This is a genomic window from Caulobacter sp. GW821-FHT05F04 (genome assembly GCF_059419665.1).
The window spans coordinates 889,973-907,952 of sequence record NZ_JBWKSF010000002.1; the positions used below are offsets into that span (position 1 = coordinate 889,973).

The 17,980-nt window shown below is 70.2% G+C and carries 12 protein-coding genes and 1 pseudogene; 6 read left to right on the plus strand and 7 right to left on the minus strand.

Annotation, left to right across the window (positions count from 1 at the left end):
* The first annotated feature begins 128 nt into the window (after positions 1–128).
* The gene (locus tag AC07R7_RS08535) at positions 129–830 is read left to right on the plus strand and encodes a heavy metal response regulator transcription factor (RefSeq protein WP_494634833.1); all 702 of its coding nucleotides are present in this window, start codon (positions 129–131) and stop codon (positions 828–830) included.
* The gene (locus tag AC07R7_RS08540) at positions 827–2,230 is read left to right on the plus strand and encodes a heavy metal sensor histidine kinase (RefSeq protein WP_494634834.1); all 1,404 of its coding nucleotides are present in this window, start codon (positions 827–829) and stop codon (positions 2,228–2,230) included. Before AC07R7_RS08535 ends, AC07R7_RS08540 begins: the two co-directional genes overlap by 4 nt.
* 26 nt (positions 2,231–2,256) lie before the next feature.
* Here the strand turns inward: AC07R7_RS08540 and AC07R7_RS08545 are convergent, their stop codons facing one another.
* The 3 genes from AC07R7_RS08545 to AC07R7_RS08555 are packed head-to-tail and all read right to left on the minus strand — an operon-like array spanning position 2,257 to position 8,015.
* Positions 2,257–3,633 carry an efflux transporter outer membrane subunit gene (locus tag AC07R7_RS08545; RefSeq protein ID WP_494634835.1) on the minus strand — a complete coding sequence of 459 codons (1,377 nt, stop codon included), beginning with the start codon at positions 3,631–3,633 and terminating at the stop codon, positions 2,257–2,259.
* Positions 3,620–4,840 carry an efflux RND transporter periplasmic adaptor subunit gene (locus AC07R7_RS08550; RefSeq protein WP_494634836.1) on the minus strand — a complete coding sequence of 407 codons (1,221 nt, stop codon included), beginning with the start codon at positions 4,838–4,840 and terminating at the stop codon, positions 3,620–3,622. The genes AC07R7_RS08545 and AC07R7_RS08550 overlap by 14 nt, the downstream gene beginning before the upstream one ends.
* A complete protein-coding gene (locus AC07R7_RS08555) occupies positions 4,833–8,015 on the minus strand; it encodes an efflux RND transporter permease subunit (RefSeq protein WP_494634837.1) in 3,183 nt (1,060 codons plus the stop codon). Before AC07R7_RS08555 ends, AC07R7_RS08550 begins: the two co-directional genes overlap by 8 nt.
* Before the next feature lie 146 nt (positions 8,016–8,161).
* Between AC07R7_RS08555 and AC07R7_RS08560 the strand changes: the two genes are divergently transcribed.
* On the plus strand, positions 8,162–8,866 hold the full coding sequence (locus AC07R7_RS08560) for an HAD family hydrolase (protein ID WP_494634838.1): 705 nt from the start codon (positions 8,162–8,164) through the stop codon (positions 8,864–8,866).
* 44 nt (positions 8,867–8,910) lie between these two features.
* Here the strand turns inward: AC07R7_RS08560 and AC07R7_RS08565 are convergent, their stop codons facing one another.
* The 3 genes from AC07R7_RS08565 to manD form a co-directional block, all read right to left on the minus strand.
* Entirely contained in the window at positions 8,911–9,984 is a 1,074-nt protein-coding gene (locus AC07R7_RS08565; RefSeq protein ID WP_494634839.1) for an acyltransferase family protein, read from the minus strand.
* Between the two features lie 192 nt (positions 9,985–10,176).
* Positions 10,177–10,926, minus strand: a complete 750-nt coding sequence (locus AC07R7_RS08570; protein ID WP_494634840.1) for a FadR/GntR family transcriptional regulator — start codon at positions 10,924–10,926, stop codon at positions 10,177–10,179.
* Positions 10,927–11,080: 154 nt separating this feature from the next.
* Positions 11,081–12,292, minus strand: coding sequence for a D-mannonate dehydratase ManD (manD, locus tag AC07R7_RS08575; protein ID WP_492885832.1), 1,212 nt, complete (start codon positions 12,290–12,292; stop codon positions 11,081–11,083).
* Positions 12,293–12,618: 326 nt separating this feature from the next.
* Between manD and AC07R7_RS08580 the strand changes: the two genes are divergently transcribed.
* The gene (locus AC07R7_RS08580) at positions 12,619–14,742 is read left to right on the plus strand and encodes an alpha-glucuronidase family glycosyl hydrolase (protein ID WP_494634841.1); all 2,124 of its coding nucleotides are present in this window, start codon (positions 12,619–12,621) and stop codon (positions 14,740–14,742) included.
* Between the two features lie 16 nt (positions 14,743–14,758).
* On the opposite strand, the pseudogene AC07R7_RS08585 reads toward AC07R7_RS08580, so the two are convergent.
* Positions 14,759–14,860, minus strand: a pseudogene (locus AC07R7_RS08585) (hypothetical protein); the annotation flags it as partial.
* Positions 14,861–15,000: 140 nt separating this feature from the next.
* Between AC07R7_RS08585 and AC07R7_RS08590 the strand changes: the two are divergent.
* Both AC07R7_RS08590 and AC07R7_RS08595 read left to right on the plus strand, forming a co-directional pair.
* The gene (locus AC07R7_RS08590) at positions 15,001–17,160 is read left to right on the plus strand and encodes an ATP-binding protein (protein WP_494634842.1); all 2,160 of its coding nucleotides are present in this window, start codon (positions 15,001–15,003) and stop codon (positions 17,158–17,160) included.
* Positions 17,157–17,822, plus strand: a complete 666-nt coding sequence (locus AC07R7_RS08595) for a response regulator (protein ID WP_494634843.1) — start codon at positions 17,157–17,159, stop codon at positions 17,820–17,822. Before AC07R7_RS08590 ends, AC07R7_RS08595 begins: the two co-directional genes overlap by 4 nt.
* The last annotated feature ends 158 nt before the right edge of the window (positions 17,823–17,980 follow it).

Consider the following 17,980-nt stretch of genomic DNA (forward strand, 5'->3'; position numbering starts at 1 on the left):
GAACGGCAGTATGCCTCGTCCTCGCCTCGCCGCCGGACCCGGTCCCCCACCCCCAGCGATGGCGGCGGACGCGAGGGCGCCTTATCTTGTCGGCCCGGAACGTCCCCCGGCGTTCCGGGCCGCTGGTCGTGAGACGCCTCACTCTGATGAAGATCCTGATCGTCGAGGACGAGCCCAAGACCGTCGCCTACCTGCGCAAGGGGCTGACCGAGCAGGGCTATGCCGTCGACTTCGCCGCCAATGGCGAGGACGGCCTGCACCTGGCCCAGACCCTGGACTATGACGCGGTGGTGCTGGACGGCATGTTGCCGGGGCTGGACGGGGTCGAGGTGCTGGCGCGCCTGCGCCAGACCCGTCAGACGCCGGTGATCATGCTGACCGCCCGCGACAGCGTCGAGGACCGGCTGAAGGGCCTGGGCGCGGGCGCCGACGACTATCTGGTCAAGCCGTTCTCGTTCCTGGAGCTCTTGGCCCGGCTGCAGGCCATCACCCGTCGCGGCCGCAGCGAGTCGTCGACGATCACGGTCGGCGACCTGCACCTGGACCTTCTGGCGCGGCGCGCCACGCGGGGGGGCCGGCGCCTGAACCTGACGGCCAAGGAGTTCGCCCTGCTGGTCGTGCTGGGCCGCCGCCAGTCGCAGATCGTCTCCAAGACCATCATCACCGAGCTGGTCTGGGACATCAATTTCGACACCAACACCAACGTCGTCGAGGTCGCCATCAAGCGGCTTCGGGCCAAGATCGACGGGATGTTCGAGACCAAGCTGCTGCATACGGTGCGCGGCATGGGCTACGTCCTGGAGCACCGCCCCGAGGGGACGTCTTCATGACGCCCCGTTCGCTGGCGCCCAAATCCATCGCCGGCCGCCTGGCCCTGATGTTCGCCATCGCCACCAGCCTGGTCTCCATGCTGGCCGGCGTCGCCCTGTTCAGCTTCCAGAGCCTGGAACTGAAGCGCCACCAGGCCGAGGAGCTCAGCGCCCGCTCGCAGATCATCGAGGCGATGATCCGCAAGCTGGAGGACCCAACCCGCTGGCCGCTGATGACCGACAAGCTGAAGTCGTTCACCCCGGCCGACGGCAGCCTCCGCTACCGGATCGAGTCCGCCGATCCGCGTTTCCGGTTCACGCCGGGCGCGGCGCTGGAGCCGGCCCGCGACGGTCTCGGCGTCATCCATGCCGACGGCAAGCGGTTCATGACCCTGGCTCGGCGCGTGCCCGCCTATGGGCGGCGTCCGGAGGTGCGGCTGGTCATCGCCGCCGACACCGCGCCGTTCGACGCCTCGCGCTACGTGCTGGGCGTCGCGGCCCTGGCCATGTCGGTGCTGACGACCGGGCTGGTCAGCCTGCTGGGCTGGTGGATCGCCCGACGGGGCCTGGCCCCGGTCGACCGCCTGTCGCACCGCGCCGGGGCCCTGAACCCGGCGGATCTCAGCCTGCGGATGCCGACCCGCGACCTGCCGGCCGAACTGGTCGGGCTGATGAGCGCCTTCAACGGCGCGCTCGATCGCCTGCAGGCGGCCTATGAGCGGCTAGCCGCCTTCAACGCCGACGTCGCCCACGAGCTGCGCACGCCGCTGGGCAACCTGATCGGCCAGACCCAGGTCGCCCTCTCGCGCCCCCGCGACACCGACGAGCTGGAAGAGACGCTGCACTCCAATCTCGAGGAGCTGGAGCGCCTGCGCACGATCATCAACGACATGCTGTTCATGGCCCGCGCGGACCAGGGGGCCCTGGCGGCCAACCTGGCCCCGCTGTCGCTGGCGGCCCTGACCCACAAGACCGCCGACTTCCTGGACGTCCTGTTCGAGGACGCCGAGGTTCGGTTGGAGGTGCGGGGCGACGCGACGGTCAACGCCGACGCCGCGCTGCTGGGGCGGGCGGTGACCAACCTCCTGGACAACGCCATCCGTCACGGCGTCGCCTGCAAGACCGTGCGGGTGACGATCGAGCCGCGAGACAAGGCCGTCTGCCTGTCGGTGCGCAACCGCGGCGGCCCGATCCCCGAGGCGCATCTCGCCCGCCTGTTCGACCGCTTCTACCGCCTGGACCGCGCCCGTGAGCACAGCGGCGAGATCCACGGCCTGGGCCTGGCGGTGGTCAAGGCCATCGTCCTGATGCACGGCGGGTCCGTGTTCGCGCGCTGCGAGGGCGGGGAAGTGCTGATCGGGTTCCTGCTGCCGGGGAGCGAGGGGGTGGTGTCGCCTGAGCGGGAGACGGTCGAGGCTTAGAATCCCTCTCTCTTAGAGAGAGGGGATTATGAAACGCTCCAACCCCCGCCCAGCGCCCGGATCAAATCCACGCTGGCCGACAGTCGCCTTGTCCGCAGGTCCTGCGCCTCGCGCCGCGCCTGCAGTTCCGCCGTCTGGGCGGTGACCACGTCGAGATAGCTGGCCGCGCCTTCGCGGTAGCGGGTGGTGGCCAGCGCGGTGGTGCGGACGGCGGCGGCGACGGCTTCGTCCTGGCGGTCCTGAGCGGCGGCCAGGCGGTTGGCCAGGACCATCTGATCCTCGACCTCGCGGAAGGCGTCCAGCACCGTCTGGCGGTAGCCGGCGGCGGTCTCGTCGAACACCGCGCGGCTGCGGGCCACCTCGGCCTTCCGGGCGCCGCCGTCGAACAGCGGCAGGGCGGCGGCCAGCGGGCCCAGGGCCCAGACGTGGTTGGCGGCGGTCAGCAGGTCACCGCCGCCGGACTGGTAGCCGCCGGCCGCGGCCAGGGTCACGCTCGGGAACCAGGCGGCGCGGGCGACGCCGACACGGGCGTTGGCGGCCGCCATCCGGCGCTCGGCCGCGGCGATGTCGGGCCGGCGCTGCAACAGGGTCGAGGGCGCGCCGACCGGGGTGACCGGGGCCTCGGTCAGTTCCGGCGCGGCGGCCAGGGTGAAGCTGGAGGCCGGCTCGCCGACCAGCACGGCGATGGCGTGTTCCAGCAGGGCGCGGTCGGCCACCGCCTGCTCGTACTGGGCCTGTGTCGCCGCCAGCTGGGTCTGGGCCCGGCCGGTGTCGAGGCCGCTGGCCGCGCCGCCACGCTGGCGGCGGTTGGTCAGGTCGAGCGCCTGGCGATAGGCCTCGACCGTCGAGCCCAGGACCGCGATCTGGGCGTCGGCCCCGCGCAGGCTGAAATAGGTATCGGCCAACTGGGCCTGCAGGCTGAGGCGCACCCCGGCCAGGTCGGCGGCGCTGGCTTGCGCGTCCGCCCGGCCGGCGGCGACCAGGTTGCGCACCCGGCCCCAGAGGTCCAGCTCATAGGCGGCGCTGGCCGCCAGGGTGGTGGTGTCGTAGCGGCCGTTGGCCGGGGTGCGCTGGCGCTCGACGCTGGCCGAGGCCCCGACGCTGGGGAGGAGAGCGCTGGAGGCCTGGCGCGACAGGGCGCGGGCCTGGTCGTAGCGGGCCAGGGCGGCGGCCAGGTCGGCGCTGCCGGACTCCAGCCGGCGCTCAAGGCCATCGAGCGTCGGATCCTTGAACACCGCCCACCAGGCGGCGTCGCGGACCGCCTCGGCCGGCGCGGCCGGCGTCCACGAACCGGTGTCGCGGAAGGCGGCGGGCGCGGCGGGCGTCGGCGGCGCATAGGCCGGGGCCAGGGAGCAGCCGGCGAGGCTCAGACCCGCCAGGATCAGGAGACTAGCCCTTCGCACCGGCGGCTCCCTTCTTGGCCTTGACGATGTTGACGTGGTCGCCGGTGGCGATGGCGTCCGGCGGGCTGGTGACGATCCAGTCGCTGGCCGCGACCCCGCTGGCCAGCTCAAGCTCGGCGCCGTCGTCGCGGGCGATGCGGACCGGGCGGATCGAGACGGTGTTGTCGCCGCCGACCACCGCCACGGCCGTGCCTTCCTTGCGGAACAGCAGGGCGTTGGAGGGGATCCGCACCGATGCGGTCAAGGTCGCGCTGGCGGCCTTGAGGTCCAGGCTGACCTGGGCGTAGGCGCCGGGCTTGAGGGCGCCGGCGGCGTTGTCGACGTCCAGCTGGATCAGCATCGCCCCCGACTGCGCGTCGACCGCGTCGGCCGTGCGCGCCAGGCGGGCGTTGAAGGTCCGGCCCGGCAGGTCGGGCGTGGTGAAGGCGGCGCTCATGCCCGGACGGATCTGGCCGGCCAGGCTCTGCGGCACGCTGACATAGAGCCGCAGGCGGCGGGTGTCGGACACCGTGAACAGCGGCGAGGGCCGGGCGCCGCCGGCGCTGATCAAGGCGCCCTGGTCGGTGTCGCGGCTGGTCACGACGCCGTCGAACGGGGCGACGATGCGCTTGAAGGCGGTCAGGCTCTCGAGGCGGCGGACATTGGCGATGGCTTCGTTGCGCATGGCCTCGCGGGCGGCCAGGTCGCCGGCGCGCTCGTCGGCCTCCTGCTGCGAGACGGCGTTCTCGCCGACCAGCCGCTTCCAGCGGGCGGCGGTGGTGGCGGCCAGATCGCGCTGGGCCTGGGCCGTGGCGAGGGCGGCGCGGGCGGCGACCAACTGCTGGTCGACTTCCGGGGCGTCGATCTCGGCCAGCACCTGGCCGGCCTTCACCGGCTGGCCGATGTCGACGTACCAGCGGCGCAGATAGCCGTCGGTGCGGGCGTAGACCGGGGCCTCGGCCCAGGCCTGCAGGCGGCCCGGCAAGACGAGGTCGGCGCTTTCGCCGCCGCCCGGCTGGATGACGTGGACCGTGGTCAGGGCGCTGGCCTGGCTGGTCTTCTTCAGGTCCTGGCTGGCCATCAGCCGCGAGGTCGCGCCCGCCGCCAGGATCAGCACGAAGCCCGCTCCGCCGATCAGGGCCAGGCGGCGCAGGCTTCGGGGGCTGGTCTTCGGGAAGTCGCGAGAGGGGGGAAAGTCGCCGGCGGGGGGCAGGGGGGACTCAGACATGGGCGACGCCTTCGGGGGAGGCGGCTTCCGCGCGGGGGCGGCGGCCGTGAACGATGGAGAAGATGGTGGGGACGAACAGCAGGGAGGCGCAGGTGGCGAAGATCAGGCCGCCGATCACCGCGCGGCCCAGCGGGGCGTTCTGCTCGGCGCCTTCGCCCAGGGCCAGGGCCATCGGCGCCATGCCGATGATCATGGCGAGAGCCGTCATCACCACCGGGCGGAAGCGGGTGACCCCGGCCTCGAACGCGGCCTGGACCGCGTCGCCGGTGGCCGCCAGCCGCTCGCGGGCGAAGCTGACCACCAGGATCGAGTTGGCCGTCGCCACGCCCATGCACATGATCGCGCCGGTCAGGGCCGGCACCGACAGCGGCGTCCCAGTGGCGAACAGCATCCAGGCGATGCCGGCCAGGGCGGCGGGCAGGGCCGAAATGATCACGAACGGGTCCAGCCAGGACTGGAAGTTGATGACGATCAGCAGATAGATCATCACCACCGCGCCCAAGAGGCCCCAGCCCATGCCGGAGAAGGCGGTGTTCATGGTCTGGAACTGGCCGCGCAGGTTCACCTTGACCTTGGCGGGCTTGTCCTTCTCGAGTTTCTTGAGGGCCTTCTCGATGTCGGCCGCCACGCCGCCCAGGTCGCGACCTTGGGTGGCGGCGAAGACGTTGACCATCGGTTGGATGTTGTACTGCGAGACGACGGCGGCGGTGGAGCCCCGGCTGAGCGTCCCCAGTCCGCCCAGCACCTGCGGCGCCGGGTCTGCGGCGCGGGCCCCGGTGACCGGGATCGACCGCAGCTTGTCGAAGCTGTCCAGCATGTATTCCGGCGTCTGGGCGACGACGGGGTAGGAGACGCCGTTCTTCGGGTTCAGCCAGAACACCGGGGCGGTCTGCTGGCTGCCGGCCACGGCCCCGGCCAGGCTGGCGGTGACGTCGCGCTCGTCCAGGCCCAGGGCGTGGATGCGCGTGCGGTCGACGTCGAAGCGCAGTTCCGGCGCGGCGGCCGGCTGCTGGATGCGGACGTCGGCTATGCCCCGGATACTCCGGATCTCGCGCAGGATCTTCTGGGCGTAGGCCTGGTTGGTCGCCGCGTCGCCGCCGGTGACCTGGATGTCGATCGGGGCCGGGCTGCCGAAGTTGAGGATCTGGCTGGTCACGTCGGCCGGCAGGAACGAGAAGGTCGCGCTGGGGAAGGCCTTGGGCAGCTCTTCGCGCAGCGCCTTGATGTAGCCGTCGGTCGGACGATGGCCCTTCTTCAGGCTGATCAGGATGTCGCCGTCCTGCGGGCCGATGGTTCCCGAGGCGTTGTAGGCGGTGTTGATGCCGCTGGAGGACAGGCCGATATTGTCGACGATGGTCTCGACCTCGTCGGCGGGGATCACGGTGCGGACGTGGCGCTGGATGCGGTCGAACAGGGCCGCCGACTCCTCGATCCGCGTGCCGACCGGGGCGCGGACGTGCAGGGCGATCGAGCCGGAGTCCACCGCCGGGAAGAAGTTGCGGCCCAGGAACGGGACCAGCGCCAGGCTCAGCAGGGCGAACGCCAAAAAGCCGACGACGAACACGCCGCGCGCGTCCAGAGCAAAGCCCAGCAGGCCGGCATAGGCGTCGCGCACCGTGGAGAAGCTCCGCTCGAAGCCGCGCTGGAAGCGGACCACGCGGCTCTTCGAGGGGGCCTCCTCGTCGTGCGGGACGTGCGGCTTGAGCAGATAGGCCGCCATGGTCGGCACCAGGGTCCGCGACAGCAGGAACGAGGCGATCATCGCGAACACCACCGACAGGGCCATCGGCACGAACAGGAAGCCCGACACGCCCGGCAGGAAGAACATCGGCACGAAGACGATGCAGATGCACAGCAGGGAGACGAAGGCCGGGGTGACGATCTGGGCCGCCCCGTCCAGGATCGCCGTCCTGACGTCCTTGCCGTGCTCCAGGTGCCAGTTGATGTTCTCGATGGTGACGGTGGCGTCGTCGACCAGGATGCCGACGGCCAGGGCCAGGCCGCCCAGGGTCATGACGTTCAGGGTCTGGCCGAACGCCGCCAGGGCCGCGATCGCCGCCAGCACCGCCAGCGGAATCGAGACGGCGATGATCACCGTCGAGCGCCACGAGCCCAGGAACAGCAGGATCATCAGCGAGGTCAGCACGGCGGCCAGGGCGCCTTCGTGGACCACGCCCTCGACGGCGGCCTTCACGAAGGTCGACTGGTCGTTCAGCGGGGTGATGGTCAGTTCGGGCGGCAGCTGGGCCTTCAGGTCGGGCAGGGCGGCCCTGACCCCGTCGACGATGGCGATGGTCGAGGTGGCGCCCGATTTCAGCACCGTCATCAGCACCGAGCGCTGGCCGTCGACGTGGACGATGTTCTGCTGCGGGGCCGAGCCGTCGCGCACGTGGGCGACGTCGCCGATGCGGATGGTCGCGCCGTTGACGGTCTTGACGGGAAGGGCGTTCAGCTCCTCGACCGTGCCGGGGGCGTTGTTCAGGCGCAGGCTGTACTGGAACTCGCCGATCTTGACGAAGCCGGCCGGGGTGATCTGGGTCTGGGCCGCGATCGCCGCCCCGACGTCGGACGCCGACAGGCCCTTGGACAGCAGGGCCTGCGGGTCGATGTCGACCTGGATCTGGCGGGTCCGGCCGCCGAACGGCAGGGGGACGGCCGCGCCGGGCACGGTGACCAGGCGCGTGCGGATGACATTGACGCCGAAGTCGGACAGCTGCTGCTCGGACAGGCCCTGGCCGGCCAGGGCCACCTGCAGGATCGGCACGGTCGAGGCGTTGTAGTTGAGGATCAGCGGCGGGGTCACGCCCGGCGGCAGCTGGCGCAGCAGGGTCTGCGAGATGGCGGTGATCTGGGCGTTGGCCAGGCGCACGTCGGCCCCCGGCTGGAAGTAGATCTTCACCACCCCGACGCCCTGCAGCGAGGTGGCCTCGATATGGTCGATGTCGTTGACCGTGGTGGTCAGGGCCCGCTGGTAGGGGGTCAGGATCCGCCCCGACATGTCGGCCGGCGACAGGCCGCTATAGGTCCAGGCCACCGCCACGACGGGCACGCGGATGTTCGGGAAGATGTCCGTGGGCGTACGCAGGATCGCCAGGACGCCGACGATCAGGATCATCGCGGCCATCACGACGAAGGTATAGGGACGCGCCAAGGCCGTCCGCACGAGCGATATCATACTGAATTCCGTCGTTGCGGAGGGGAAGCTTGGGCCGGGTCTAGCAAGGCCAAGGGGTCCGCAGCCTGACGGCCAACTGACAAGATGGTCAGGGAGGGTCAAGGGCCCTCTCGCGACCGCCGAGCCGTTTTGCTATGGCTGCCTCAATGAGCACCATCACCACCGTCGGCGTCGACGCCGACGACACCCTCTGGCACTGCGAGAGCAAGTTCCGGCTGTCCCACGCGCGGTTCCTGGACCTGCTGTCCGACCACGGGGACGCCGAGAAGATCGAGCAACAGCTGGTCGCCGTCGAGAAGCGCAACCTGCGGGTCTATGGCTACGGGGCCAAGGGCTTCACCCTGTCGATGATCGAGACCGCGCTGGAGGTCACCGACGGCCGCGTCGACACCCGGGTGATCCGCGAGATCCTGGCCGTCGGCCGCGAGATGCTGACCGAGCCGATCGAGCCGCTGTCGGGCGTCGACAAGGCCCTGGCCGAGCTGTCGGACCGCTACCGCCTGATCCTGATCACCAAGGGCGATTTGCTGCACCAGGAGCAGAAGCTGGCCTCGTCGGGGCTGGGCGACTATTTCGTGGCCGTCGAGATCGTGTCCGAGAAGGACGCCGGGACCTACCGCCGGGTCTTCGACCGCTACGGCACGGGCGCGGAGCAGGCGGTGATGGCCGGCAACTCGATGCGCTCGGACATCCTGCCGGCGCTGGAGGCGGGCTGCTGGGGCGCGTTGATCCCCTATCCGCTGGTGTGGTCGCACGAGGCGGCCGAGGCGCCGGTGGGGCATGAACGGTACGCGGAGCTGGGTAGTATCAGCGAGCTGCCGGGCTGGGTGGATCGGATCGCGCAGGGCTGAGCCAAGCATTTTGAACCCCTCTCTCTAAGAGAGAGGGAGCGCGTTCAGCGTTTCCCGAGTTTGGCCAACGCATCCCGCGCCGGCCGCTCGAACCCGATCAGCGACAAGTATGCGATCGGGATCAACAGCACGACCCACAGCAGGCACCACAGCCGCATGGCGTCGCCGTTCAGTCCCCACATGCCGAACCCGACCCAGTTCAGCGCGATCTTCAGCGCGATCGGGTGCAGCAGGTAGAGGCTGAAGCTGAGCTGCGCCCACGGGGCCAGGGTCTTGCTCACCCCGCCCTGGACCCCCGCCGCGTCGGCCGCCACGCCGGCCAGGCCGACGGCGTAGATCAGGAACAGCAAGGTGGTCCGCGAGGCCCCCGCCCAGGACGCGACGAAGAACGCCGCCAGCAGGGCCCACATCACGAAGCGGGCGAACGGCAGTTTCGCCAGCACGTCCTTCAGCTGGAACGCCAGCATGCCCAACATGAAGCCCGGCAAGGCGCGGGCGACGCCGAAATCGTAGGTCCATTGCGAGAAGGTCTCGCCGGTGCGCGAGATCCACAGCAGCAGGGCCAGGCTGCCGAAGGCGACAGCCGCCGTGGCCTGCCAGCCGCGCGCGGTGATCCAGAACAGCAGGGGCAGGGCGACGTACATCCCCATCTCGGCGCTGATCGCCCAGCTGACGAAGTTCCAGGTCTGGGCGTGGCAGGTTCCCCAGGCGTGGATGAAGAGGATGTTCTGGGCGATGCACGAGACGTCGTAGCGCGACGGATCCCGCTCGTTCAGCACCCCGGCCCAGCCGAGGGCGGCGATGGCCACGAACACCAGCATCGTCGCCCAGTGCAGCGGACCCAGCCGCGCGACGCGCTTCTGCAGGAAGTCGCGGTACCTGGCGACGGTGGTCAGGCGGCCGGTATAGATCGCGGCCATCACGTAGCCGGAGATCAGGAAGAACAGGTCGACGATCAGGCTGAAGCTCTTGATCGTGTCGTCTGCGGCCTGCCAGCGGCCGTCCAGATTGATGAAGCGGTTGAAGTGGAAGACCACGATCATCAGCGCCCCGACGATGCGCAGGGCGTCCAGGTGCAGCATCTGGTCGGAATCGGGCTTCAGGGCGGGGAGGCGCATGGCCTAGCTGTGCCACGGAGCGGCGAGCGCGTCATGGGGTTCGTCTCTCCTCCCCCTCTTGGGGGAGGGGGACCGCCGAACGGCGGTGGAAGGGGTTAGCCGCGGCGCCATTGGCCTGAGCGGTCCCCCTCCGTCTCGCCGCGTATCCGCGGCGATCCACCTCCCCCAAAAGGGGGAGGATCGAGAAGGCTCCTAGATCGCCACCCGCTTGGCGATGGCGCTGCGCCGGGCCTTGGTCTCCTGCTGGGCCTTCTGCACGGCTTCGGTCTCGGTCGCGTGCAGCAGGTGGTCGATCACCCGTTCCAGGTGGTCGCGCATCGCCTGGCGGGCCGCCGCCGGATCGCGCGCCTTCAGGGCGTCGACCACCCGGCGGTGCTCGACGATCCGGGGCTCCAGCCCCATGCCGCGCGCGCGCGTCAGGATGTTGCGGGCCAGGGACGAGCGGTTGCGCCAGTCCCACAGGTTCTCGATCGTGGCGATGATCGCGCCGTTGCCGGTGGCGCGGGCGATGGTCAGGTGGAAGTCGCGGTCGGCGTCCTCGCCCCGGATCTCTTCCTCGACGCGCATGCGCTCCAGCAGGCCTTCCAACTCGCCGATCTGTTCGTCGGTGATCGAGGTGGCGGCCAGGGCGGCGGCCTCGCCCTCGAACAGGCGGCGGGCCTCGATCAGCTCGAAGGCGCCGATCTCGAAGTCGATCTCGGCCGAGGGGGCCTGGGGGCGGACATTGCCGGTGACATAGATGCCCAGGCCGTGGCGGGCCTCGATCATGCCCAGCATCTCAAGGGCGATCATCGCCTCGCGCAGGGTCGGGCGCGAGACCCCGAACTGCTCGGCCAGCTCCCGCTCGGTCGGCAGGCGGTCGCCCAGCTTGTACTGTCCGGCCTCGATGGCGTCGGCCACGGAGTCGGCGATCCTGCGGTAGAGCTTGACGTTGTCTGACATGTCGGGGCGGAGGCTCGGAAGGACGCGTATGCCCAAGTAGGGCGTTGTCGGGACCCCAATTCCCTACCACGGGGACCGGCGCGAATTGTTCTGTTTTTTCGCCTCTCTCCGCCGGGAGGTCAGGTTTTTCCGCGCCCGAGGCCTGACCAAGGTCTCACCAGTCGTGCATCGAGCCGTCAAGGCGGCGGGCGACCGGCAGATAGGCGCGCTGGTAGGGGTATTTGGCCGCCAGATCCTCGTCGATGTCGACGCCCAGGCCGGGCGCCTCGCCGGGGTGCAACATGCCGTCGCTGAAGCTGTAGGCGTGGGGGAACACCGCGTCCGTCTCGGGCGTGTGGCGCATATATTCCTGGACGCCGAAGTTGGGGATCGACAGGTCGAAGTGCAGGGCCGCGCCCATGCAGACCGGCGACAGGTCGGTGGCCCCGTGGCAGCCGGTGCGCACGTGGTGCAGGTCGGCGAAGCTGGCCAGCTTCTTCAGGTGCGTGATGCCGCCGGCATGGACCACCGTGGCGCGGATGTAGTCGATCAGCTGCTCCTCGATCAGCTGCTTGCAGTCCCAGACCGAGTTGAAGATCTCGCCGACGGCCAGCGGCGTGGTGGTGTGCTGGCGGATGATGCGGAAGCTGGACTGGTTCTCGGCCGGGACGGCGTCCTCCATCCAGAACAGCCGGTAGGGCTCCAGATCCTTGCCCAGGCGGGCGGCCTCGATCGGGGTCAGGCGGTGGTGGACGTCGTGCAGCAGGTGCAGATCCCAGCCCAACCGCTCGCGCGCCGCGGCGAACAGGTCCGGCGCGGTGCGCAGATAGCGCTCGGTCGACCAGATGGTCTCCTTGGGCAGGTCGCTGTCGGCCGGCTCGTAGAAGAAGCGGTCCTTGGAGACGCCATAGGCCCCCGGCATGCCCGGCACGCCGGTCTGCAGGCGGATGGCCTTGTAGCCCAGGGCCGCGTAGTGGGCGGCGTTGTCGAGGGTCTCGTCGATCGTCTCGCCATTGGCGTGGCCATAGACCATCACGCCCGTGCGACAGGCGCCGCCCAGGAGTTGATACACGGGCAGGCCGGCGATCTTGCCCTTGATGTCCCACAGCGCCATGTCGACCGCGGCGATGGCGGCCATGGTCACAGGTCCCCGACGCCAGTAGGCGCCCTTGTAGAGGTACTGCCAGATGTCCTCGATCTGGTGGGCGTCGCGACCGATCAGGCAGGGGATGACGTGCTGGGAGAGATAGGCCTCGACGGCCAGTTCGCGGCCGTTCAGGGTCGCGTCGCCGATGCCGTACACACCTTCGTCGGTCACGATCTTCAGGGTCACGAAATTGCGCCCCGGGCACGTGACGATGGTCTTGGCGGCGATGATCTTGGGCATGGTGGCCTTGGGGACGCTTTGTCTGCAATCGTTTGTCGGGACCGAAAGACCGGAGGCCCGCCCAAAACCAGGCGCGCGGCGTCCATCTTCCTCCCCGCCTATCGGTTTACCGGTACCATTAGGGTTGTCAACCCAGTGGTCTGACCACTATGACTTTGGTGACCCGACCTTTTTGGCGTGGTTCAAGTTTCAAATGAGCCGATCTTCCCGGCGAAGGCCGGGACCCAGATCGTAAGGCTGAGCGGCGCCAGGAATGGCTCAGGCTCCGGCCGTATCTGGGCCCCGGCCTTCGCCGGGGAAATCGGGAGAAAGTGGGAGTGAAACGGATGCGGCTTCTGGCCTTGGCGCTGGGTCTCATGCTCGTGGCGACAACCGCCCGGGCGGAGGACGGCTACGACCTCTGGCTCCGCTATCGGCCCGTCGAGGCCAGCGCCCGGCCGGCCTATGCCGCCCGCGCCGCCGCCATCGCGCCCCCAAGTTCCCTGGCCCCCGACACCCCGACCCTGAAGGTCGCCCGCGCCGAGCTGGAGCGCGGTCTGACCGGCCTGGTCGGCAAGCCCGCCAGCGCCGCCGCGGGCGTCCGCGACGGGGTCATCCAGCTGACCGTCGAGCCCGCGAAGGGCCTCGGCGACGAGGGCTACCGGATCCGCACCCAGGCGGTGAACGGCCGGAAGACCACGGTGATCTCGGCCAACAAGGACGTCGGCGTCCTCTACGGCGTCTTCCGCTATCTGGAGCTGATCCAGACCCGGCGGCCTGTGGATAACCTCGACATCACCTCGGTCCCCAAGGTCAAGCTGCGGATGCTGAACCATTGGGACAATCTCAATCGCCACGTCGAGCGCGGCTATTCCGGCCAGTCGATCTTCGACTGGTGGCGGCTGCCAGGCCACGTCGACCCGCGCATGGTCGACTACGCCCGCGCCAACGCCTCGATCGGGATCAACGGCACGGTGCTGAACAACGTCAACGCCAAGGCCGACAGCCTGACCCCGGCCTATATCGCCAAGGCCGCCGCCCTGGCCGACACGTTCCGGCCCTATGGCATCAAGGTCTATCTGTCGGCCCGCTGGTCGGCGCCGGTCGAGTTGGGCGGCCTGAAGACCGCCGACCCGCTGGACCCGGCCGTCGCGGCTTTCTGGAAGGCCAAGGCCAACGAGATCTACAAGGCCATCCCCGACTTCGGCGGCTTTCTCGTGAAGGCCAATTCGGAAGGCCAGCCTGGCCCGCAGGACTATGGCCGCACCCATGTCGACGGGGCCAACATGCTGGCCGACGCGGTCGGACCGCACGGCGGCGTCGTGATCTGGCGGGCCTTCGTCTATTCGCACGAGCAGCCCGACGACCGCGCCAAGCAGGGCTATTCGGAGTTCAAGCCCTTCGACGGCCAGTTCCGCGACAACGTCGTCATTCAGGTCAAGAACGGCGCGATCGACTTCCAGCCGCGCGAGCCGTTCCACCCGCTGTTCGGGGCCATGCCGAAGTCGAACCTCGGCATGGAGTTCCAGATCACCAAGGAATATCTCGGCTTCTCGACGCACCTCGTCTACCTGGGCCCGCTGTTCGAGGAGACCCTGCGCGCGGACACCATGGCCCACGGCAAGGGCTCGACCGTGGCCAAGGTGGTCGACGGGACGCTGGACGACCGCAAGCTGACGGTGATGGCCGGGGTGGCCAATATCGGCAGCGACCGCAACTGGTCCGGCTCGCAGTTCGACCAGGCCAACTGGTACGCGTTCGGGCGTCTGGCCTGGGATCCGGAAGCTTCGGCCAAGGACATCGCCACCGACTGGACGAAGATGACCTTCGGCGACGAACCGCGCCTGGTGAAGCCGGTCGTCGACATGATGATGGGCTCGCGCGAGGCGGCGGTGGACTACATGACCCCGCTCGGTCTGCACCACCAGATGGGCGAGGGGCACCACTACGGCCCCGGTCCCTGGGTCAGCGGCGGGCCGCGCGCCGACTGGACCAGCGTCTACTACGCCAAGGCCGGCCCGGACGGGATCGGCTTCGACCGCACCCCCTCGGGCAGCAACGCCACGGCCCAGTACGCGCCGGCCGTGGGGGCCTGCTTCGCCGACCTCAAATGCGTCGACGAGAAGGACCTGCTGTGGTTCCACCACCTGCCCTGGGACTACCGCCTGAAGTCCGGCGACACCCTGTGGGACGGCATGGTCAAGCACTACGGCCGGGGCGTCGCGTATGTCGACGGCATGGAGAAGACCTGGGCCGGCCTGACGCCGTATGTCGACGCCGAGCGCCACAAGGAGGTCGCCGACTACCTGAAGATCCAGCGCGACGAGGCCCAGTGGTGGCGCGACGCCTCGGTGGCGTGGTTCGGAAGCTTCTCGAAGCGTCCGCTGCCGCCGGGCGAGAAGGCGCCGGCGAGGAGCCTGGAGTACTACGAGAGCCTGAAGTTTCCGTGGGCGCCCGGGAACGGGCAGTAGCGCCCTCACAATTCTTGTCATCCCGGAAAGCGCCTAGCGCTTGTCCGGGACCCAGGGGCCGGCGCATTGCGGCCGCCCCTGGGTCCCGGCTCTCCGCTGCGCTGCGGCCGGGATGACAAGTTTTGGAGCCACACGACTGGGGGCCGGTGCGCGCAACCCCCAGAACTGGGGGTGTCCCCGTAACGGCGTTCCGTGATGGTTGCGGTCGCGCTAGTCCTGTCCCAAGGTCTGCGTCCCAATCGTTTTCAGTAAGACCGGATGCGCGCCTCGTCCCCCACGACCCTGCTGCTCGGCGTCGTCCTGCTGTGCGTGGCGACGGCGCTGATCGGCGTCTGGATGGCGATGAGCCCGCCGTGGCTGGGCGCGGGCTTCCAGGCCAGGCCCGACGGCGCCCTGGTCATCACCCGCCTCACGCCCGGCGGGCCGCTGGACCGCGTCGGGGCCAAGGTCGGCGACCGGCTGGCCGGCGTCGGCTCCGATCGCGCCGCGCCGGTGCTGCGCGCGCCCGAGATCGGCGGGCTGGACACCCCCGACACCCAGGTCGCCGCCGCCGAGCAGAGCCGCCGCCGAGCGGTCTTCGCCGAGCAGCTGGCGGCCCGGCCGCTGGCCCTGCGCCTGGCCGGGAGCGACGGCGTCCAGCGCGTCGTGACGCTGGACAACCGCGTCCGGCCGCTGTCGACCCTGGGCGCGGAGTTCTGGGCCAATCTGTCGTTCGGCCTGATCGCGGCCCTGATCGTTGGCTGGGTCTGGGCCCTGCGGCCGCGCGAGCTGTCGACCCAGCTGTTCGCCCTGACCGGCCTGTCCATGCTGGCCTTCACCTTCGGCTGGGCGGTCAATTCCAGCGTCGAGCTGGTCATGGACGGGACGCTGGCGACGATCGCCATGCGGCTGAACATGATCGGGGCGGTGGCCTATGGCGGGGCGATGATCGCCTTCTTCCTGGCCTATCCCAAGCGGGTCACGCGGCTGCCGGTCATGCTGCTGGCGCCGTTGTGGGTGCTGGCCTGGGCGCTGACGCCGCTGCTGCCGGGCAATCCATCGACCGAGAGCATGGGGCAGGGCATCACCTCGATCGAGATGGCCCTGATCGTGGTGGCCATCGGCGTGCAGGCCTTCGCCAGCCGCAAGGACCCGGCCGCCATGGCCGCGACCCGGTGGCTGGGCCTGTCGGTGATCGTTGGGGCCGGAGCCTTCATCGGCAATGTCGCCGTGCCGATCGCCCTGGGGATGCGGCCATTCCTGGACCCGCGCTTCTCGCTAGGCTTCTTCGTGATCATCTATGTCGGCATGGCCGTGGGCCTGCGTCGCCATCGCCTGTTCGAGCTGGACCAGTGGGCGTTCCGGATCCTGTTCTACCTCAGCGCCGGCGCGGCCCTGCTGGCCCTGGATGGCGTCCTGATCACCGCCCTGGGGACCAGTCCGCAGGCGGCGCTGGGCGTGTCGCTGCTGATCGTGGCCTTCGCCTACCTGCCGTTCCGCGACGTGCTGTGGCGGCGGACCCTCGGCCGCAAGACCCTGAAGGATCACGAGATGTTCGCCGCCGTGGCCCAGGTGGCCCTGATCCACGGGGCCGAGGCGCGGGCGGATGCGTGGAGGGCGCTGCTGTCCAAGGTCTATGAGCCGCTGGAGATCGCTCCCGCCCAGGCCGCCAGAGCCAAGGCCGAGATCCTCGAGGAGGGCGTGGCCCTGGGCCTTCCCGCCGCCGCCGGGACCACGGCGCTGACCCTGCGCTTCCCGTTCCGGGGTCGGGGCCTGTTCGGCACGGCGCAGGTCCAGCTGGCCGACCAACTGGTGAGCCTCCTGAGCCAGATCGAGGAAGGCCGCGACGCCTATGCCCGGGGCGTGGTCGAGGAACGCCTGCGCATCGCCCGCGACCTGCACGACGACGTCGGCGCCCGCCTGCTGTCGGGCCTGCACCGCCAGGACCTGTCCCAGACACGCGAGGCCGTGCGCGGGGCGATCGGCGACCTGCGGGCCATCGTCTCGGGCCTGTCGGGCCAGGACCTGCCGCTGGAGGCGGCGCTGGCCGACCTGCGCCATGAGACCGCCGAGCGGCTGGAGGCGGCCGGCATCGCCCTGGACTGGCCGCCGGTCGAGCTGGCCGATCCGGGCGTGACCGCGCCCTATCGCGTCTACAAGAACCTGACCTCGGCCGTGCGCGAGGTGATCTCCAACGCCATCCGCCACGCCGGCGCGACCACCGTGGCCGTCACGGTTCACGAAGACGCCGGCCGGCTGGAGCTGACCCTCAGCGACGACGGCGTCGGCCTGCCGCGCGAAGCGGGGGGGCGCCGCAGCGGCCTGGCCAACCTGGAGCGGCGGCTGGGCGAGATCGGCGGGACGGTGGCGTTTCCTGAAACCACGAAGGGTACGGTGGTCCGGCTGTCGACGCCCGTCGATGCGAGCGCCCCGGCATGACCCTTGCTCCCAACGCCCCCGGCACGGCCCTCGTCCTCGAAGACCAGGCCGAGACCCGCGAGCACCTGCTGGCGGCCTTGTCGGAAGCCTTCCCCGGCGTGGTGGCGCGCGGCGCGGCCGACCTGGCCGAGGCGCGCTCGTTCCTGTCTGACGGCGCGCCCGACCTGGCCCTGGTCGACCTGGCCCTGCCGGACGGGCGCGGCGTCGACTTCCTGCGCGATCTGGCCGAGCGCTCGGGCGGGGCGACGCGGTCGGTGGTGGTGACCATCTACGCCGACGACCACCACCTGTTCGACGCCATCGCGGCGGGAGCGGGGGGCTATTTGCTCAAGGACATGGGCCGCGACGAGCTGGTCCGCTATCTGCGCCGCCTCGAAGCCGGCGAGACCCCGCTGTCGCCGGCCGTGGCGCGGCGGATGCTGGACTACTTCCGCGCCCGGCCGGTTCTGATCCAGACGGTCGAGCCCGAGGCGGCCCTGACCCCGCGCGAGACCGAGGTGCTGCGCCTGATCGGCCGGGGCCTGCGCTCGGGCGAGGCGGCCAAGGTCATGGGCGTCACCGAGCTGACCGTGGCGGGCTACGTCAAGGCGATCTACCGCAAGCTCAACATCTGCTCCCGAGCCGAAGCGGCGCTGGAGGCGCAGAAGCGCGGGCTGGTCTAGGGGGGCGCCAATCCTTGTCATCCCGGAAGCGCCGCAGGCGCTGTCCGGGACCCAGGGGCGGCCGGCACGACGTTCACGCACCCCTGGGTCCCTGTGTATTGCGATGTACGTTGAGCCTTGGCTTGATGTTGGCGGGTGTAGCTCGTTGGGTCCCTGGT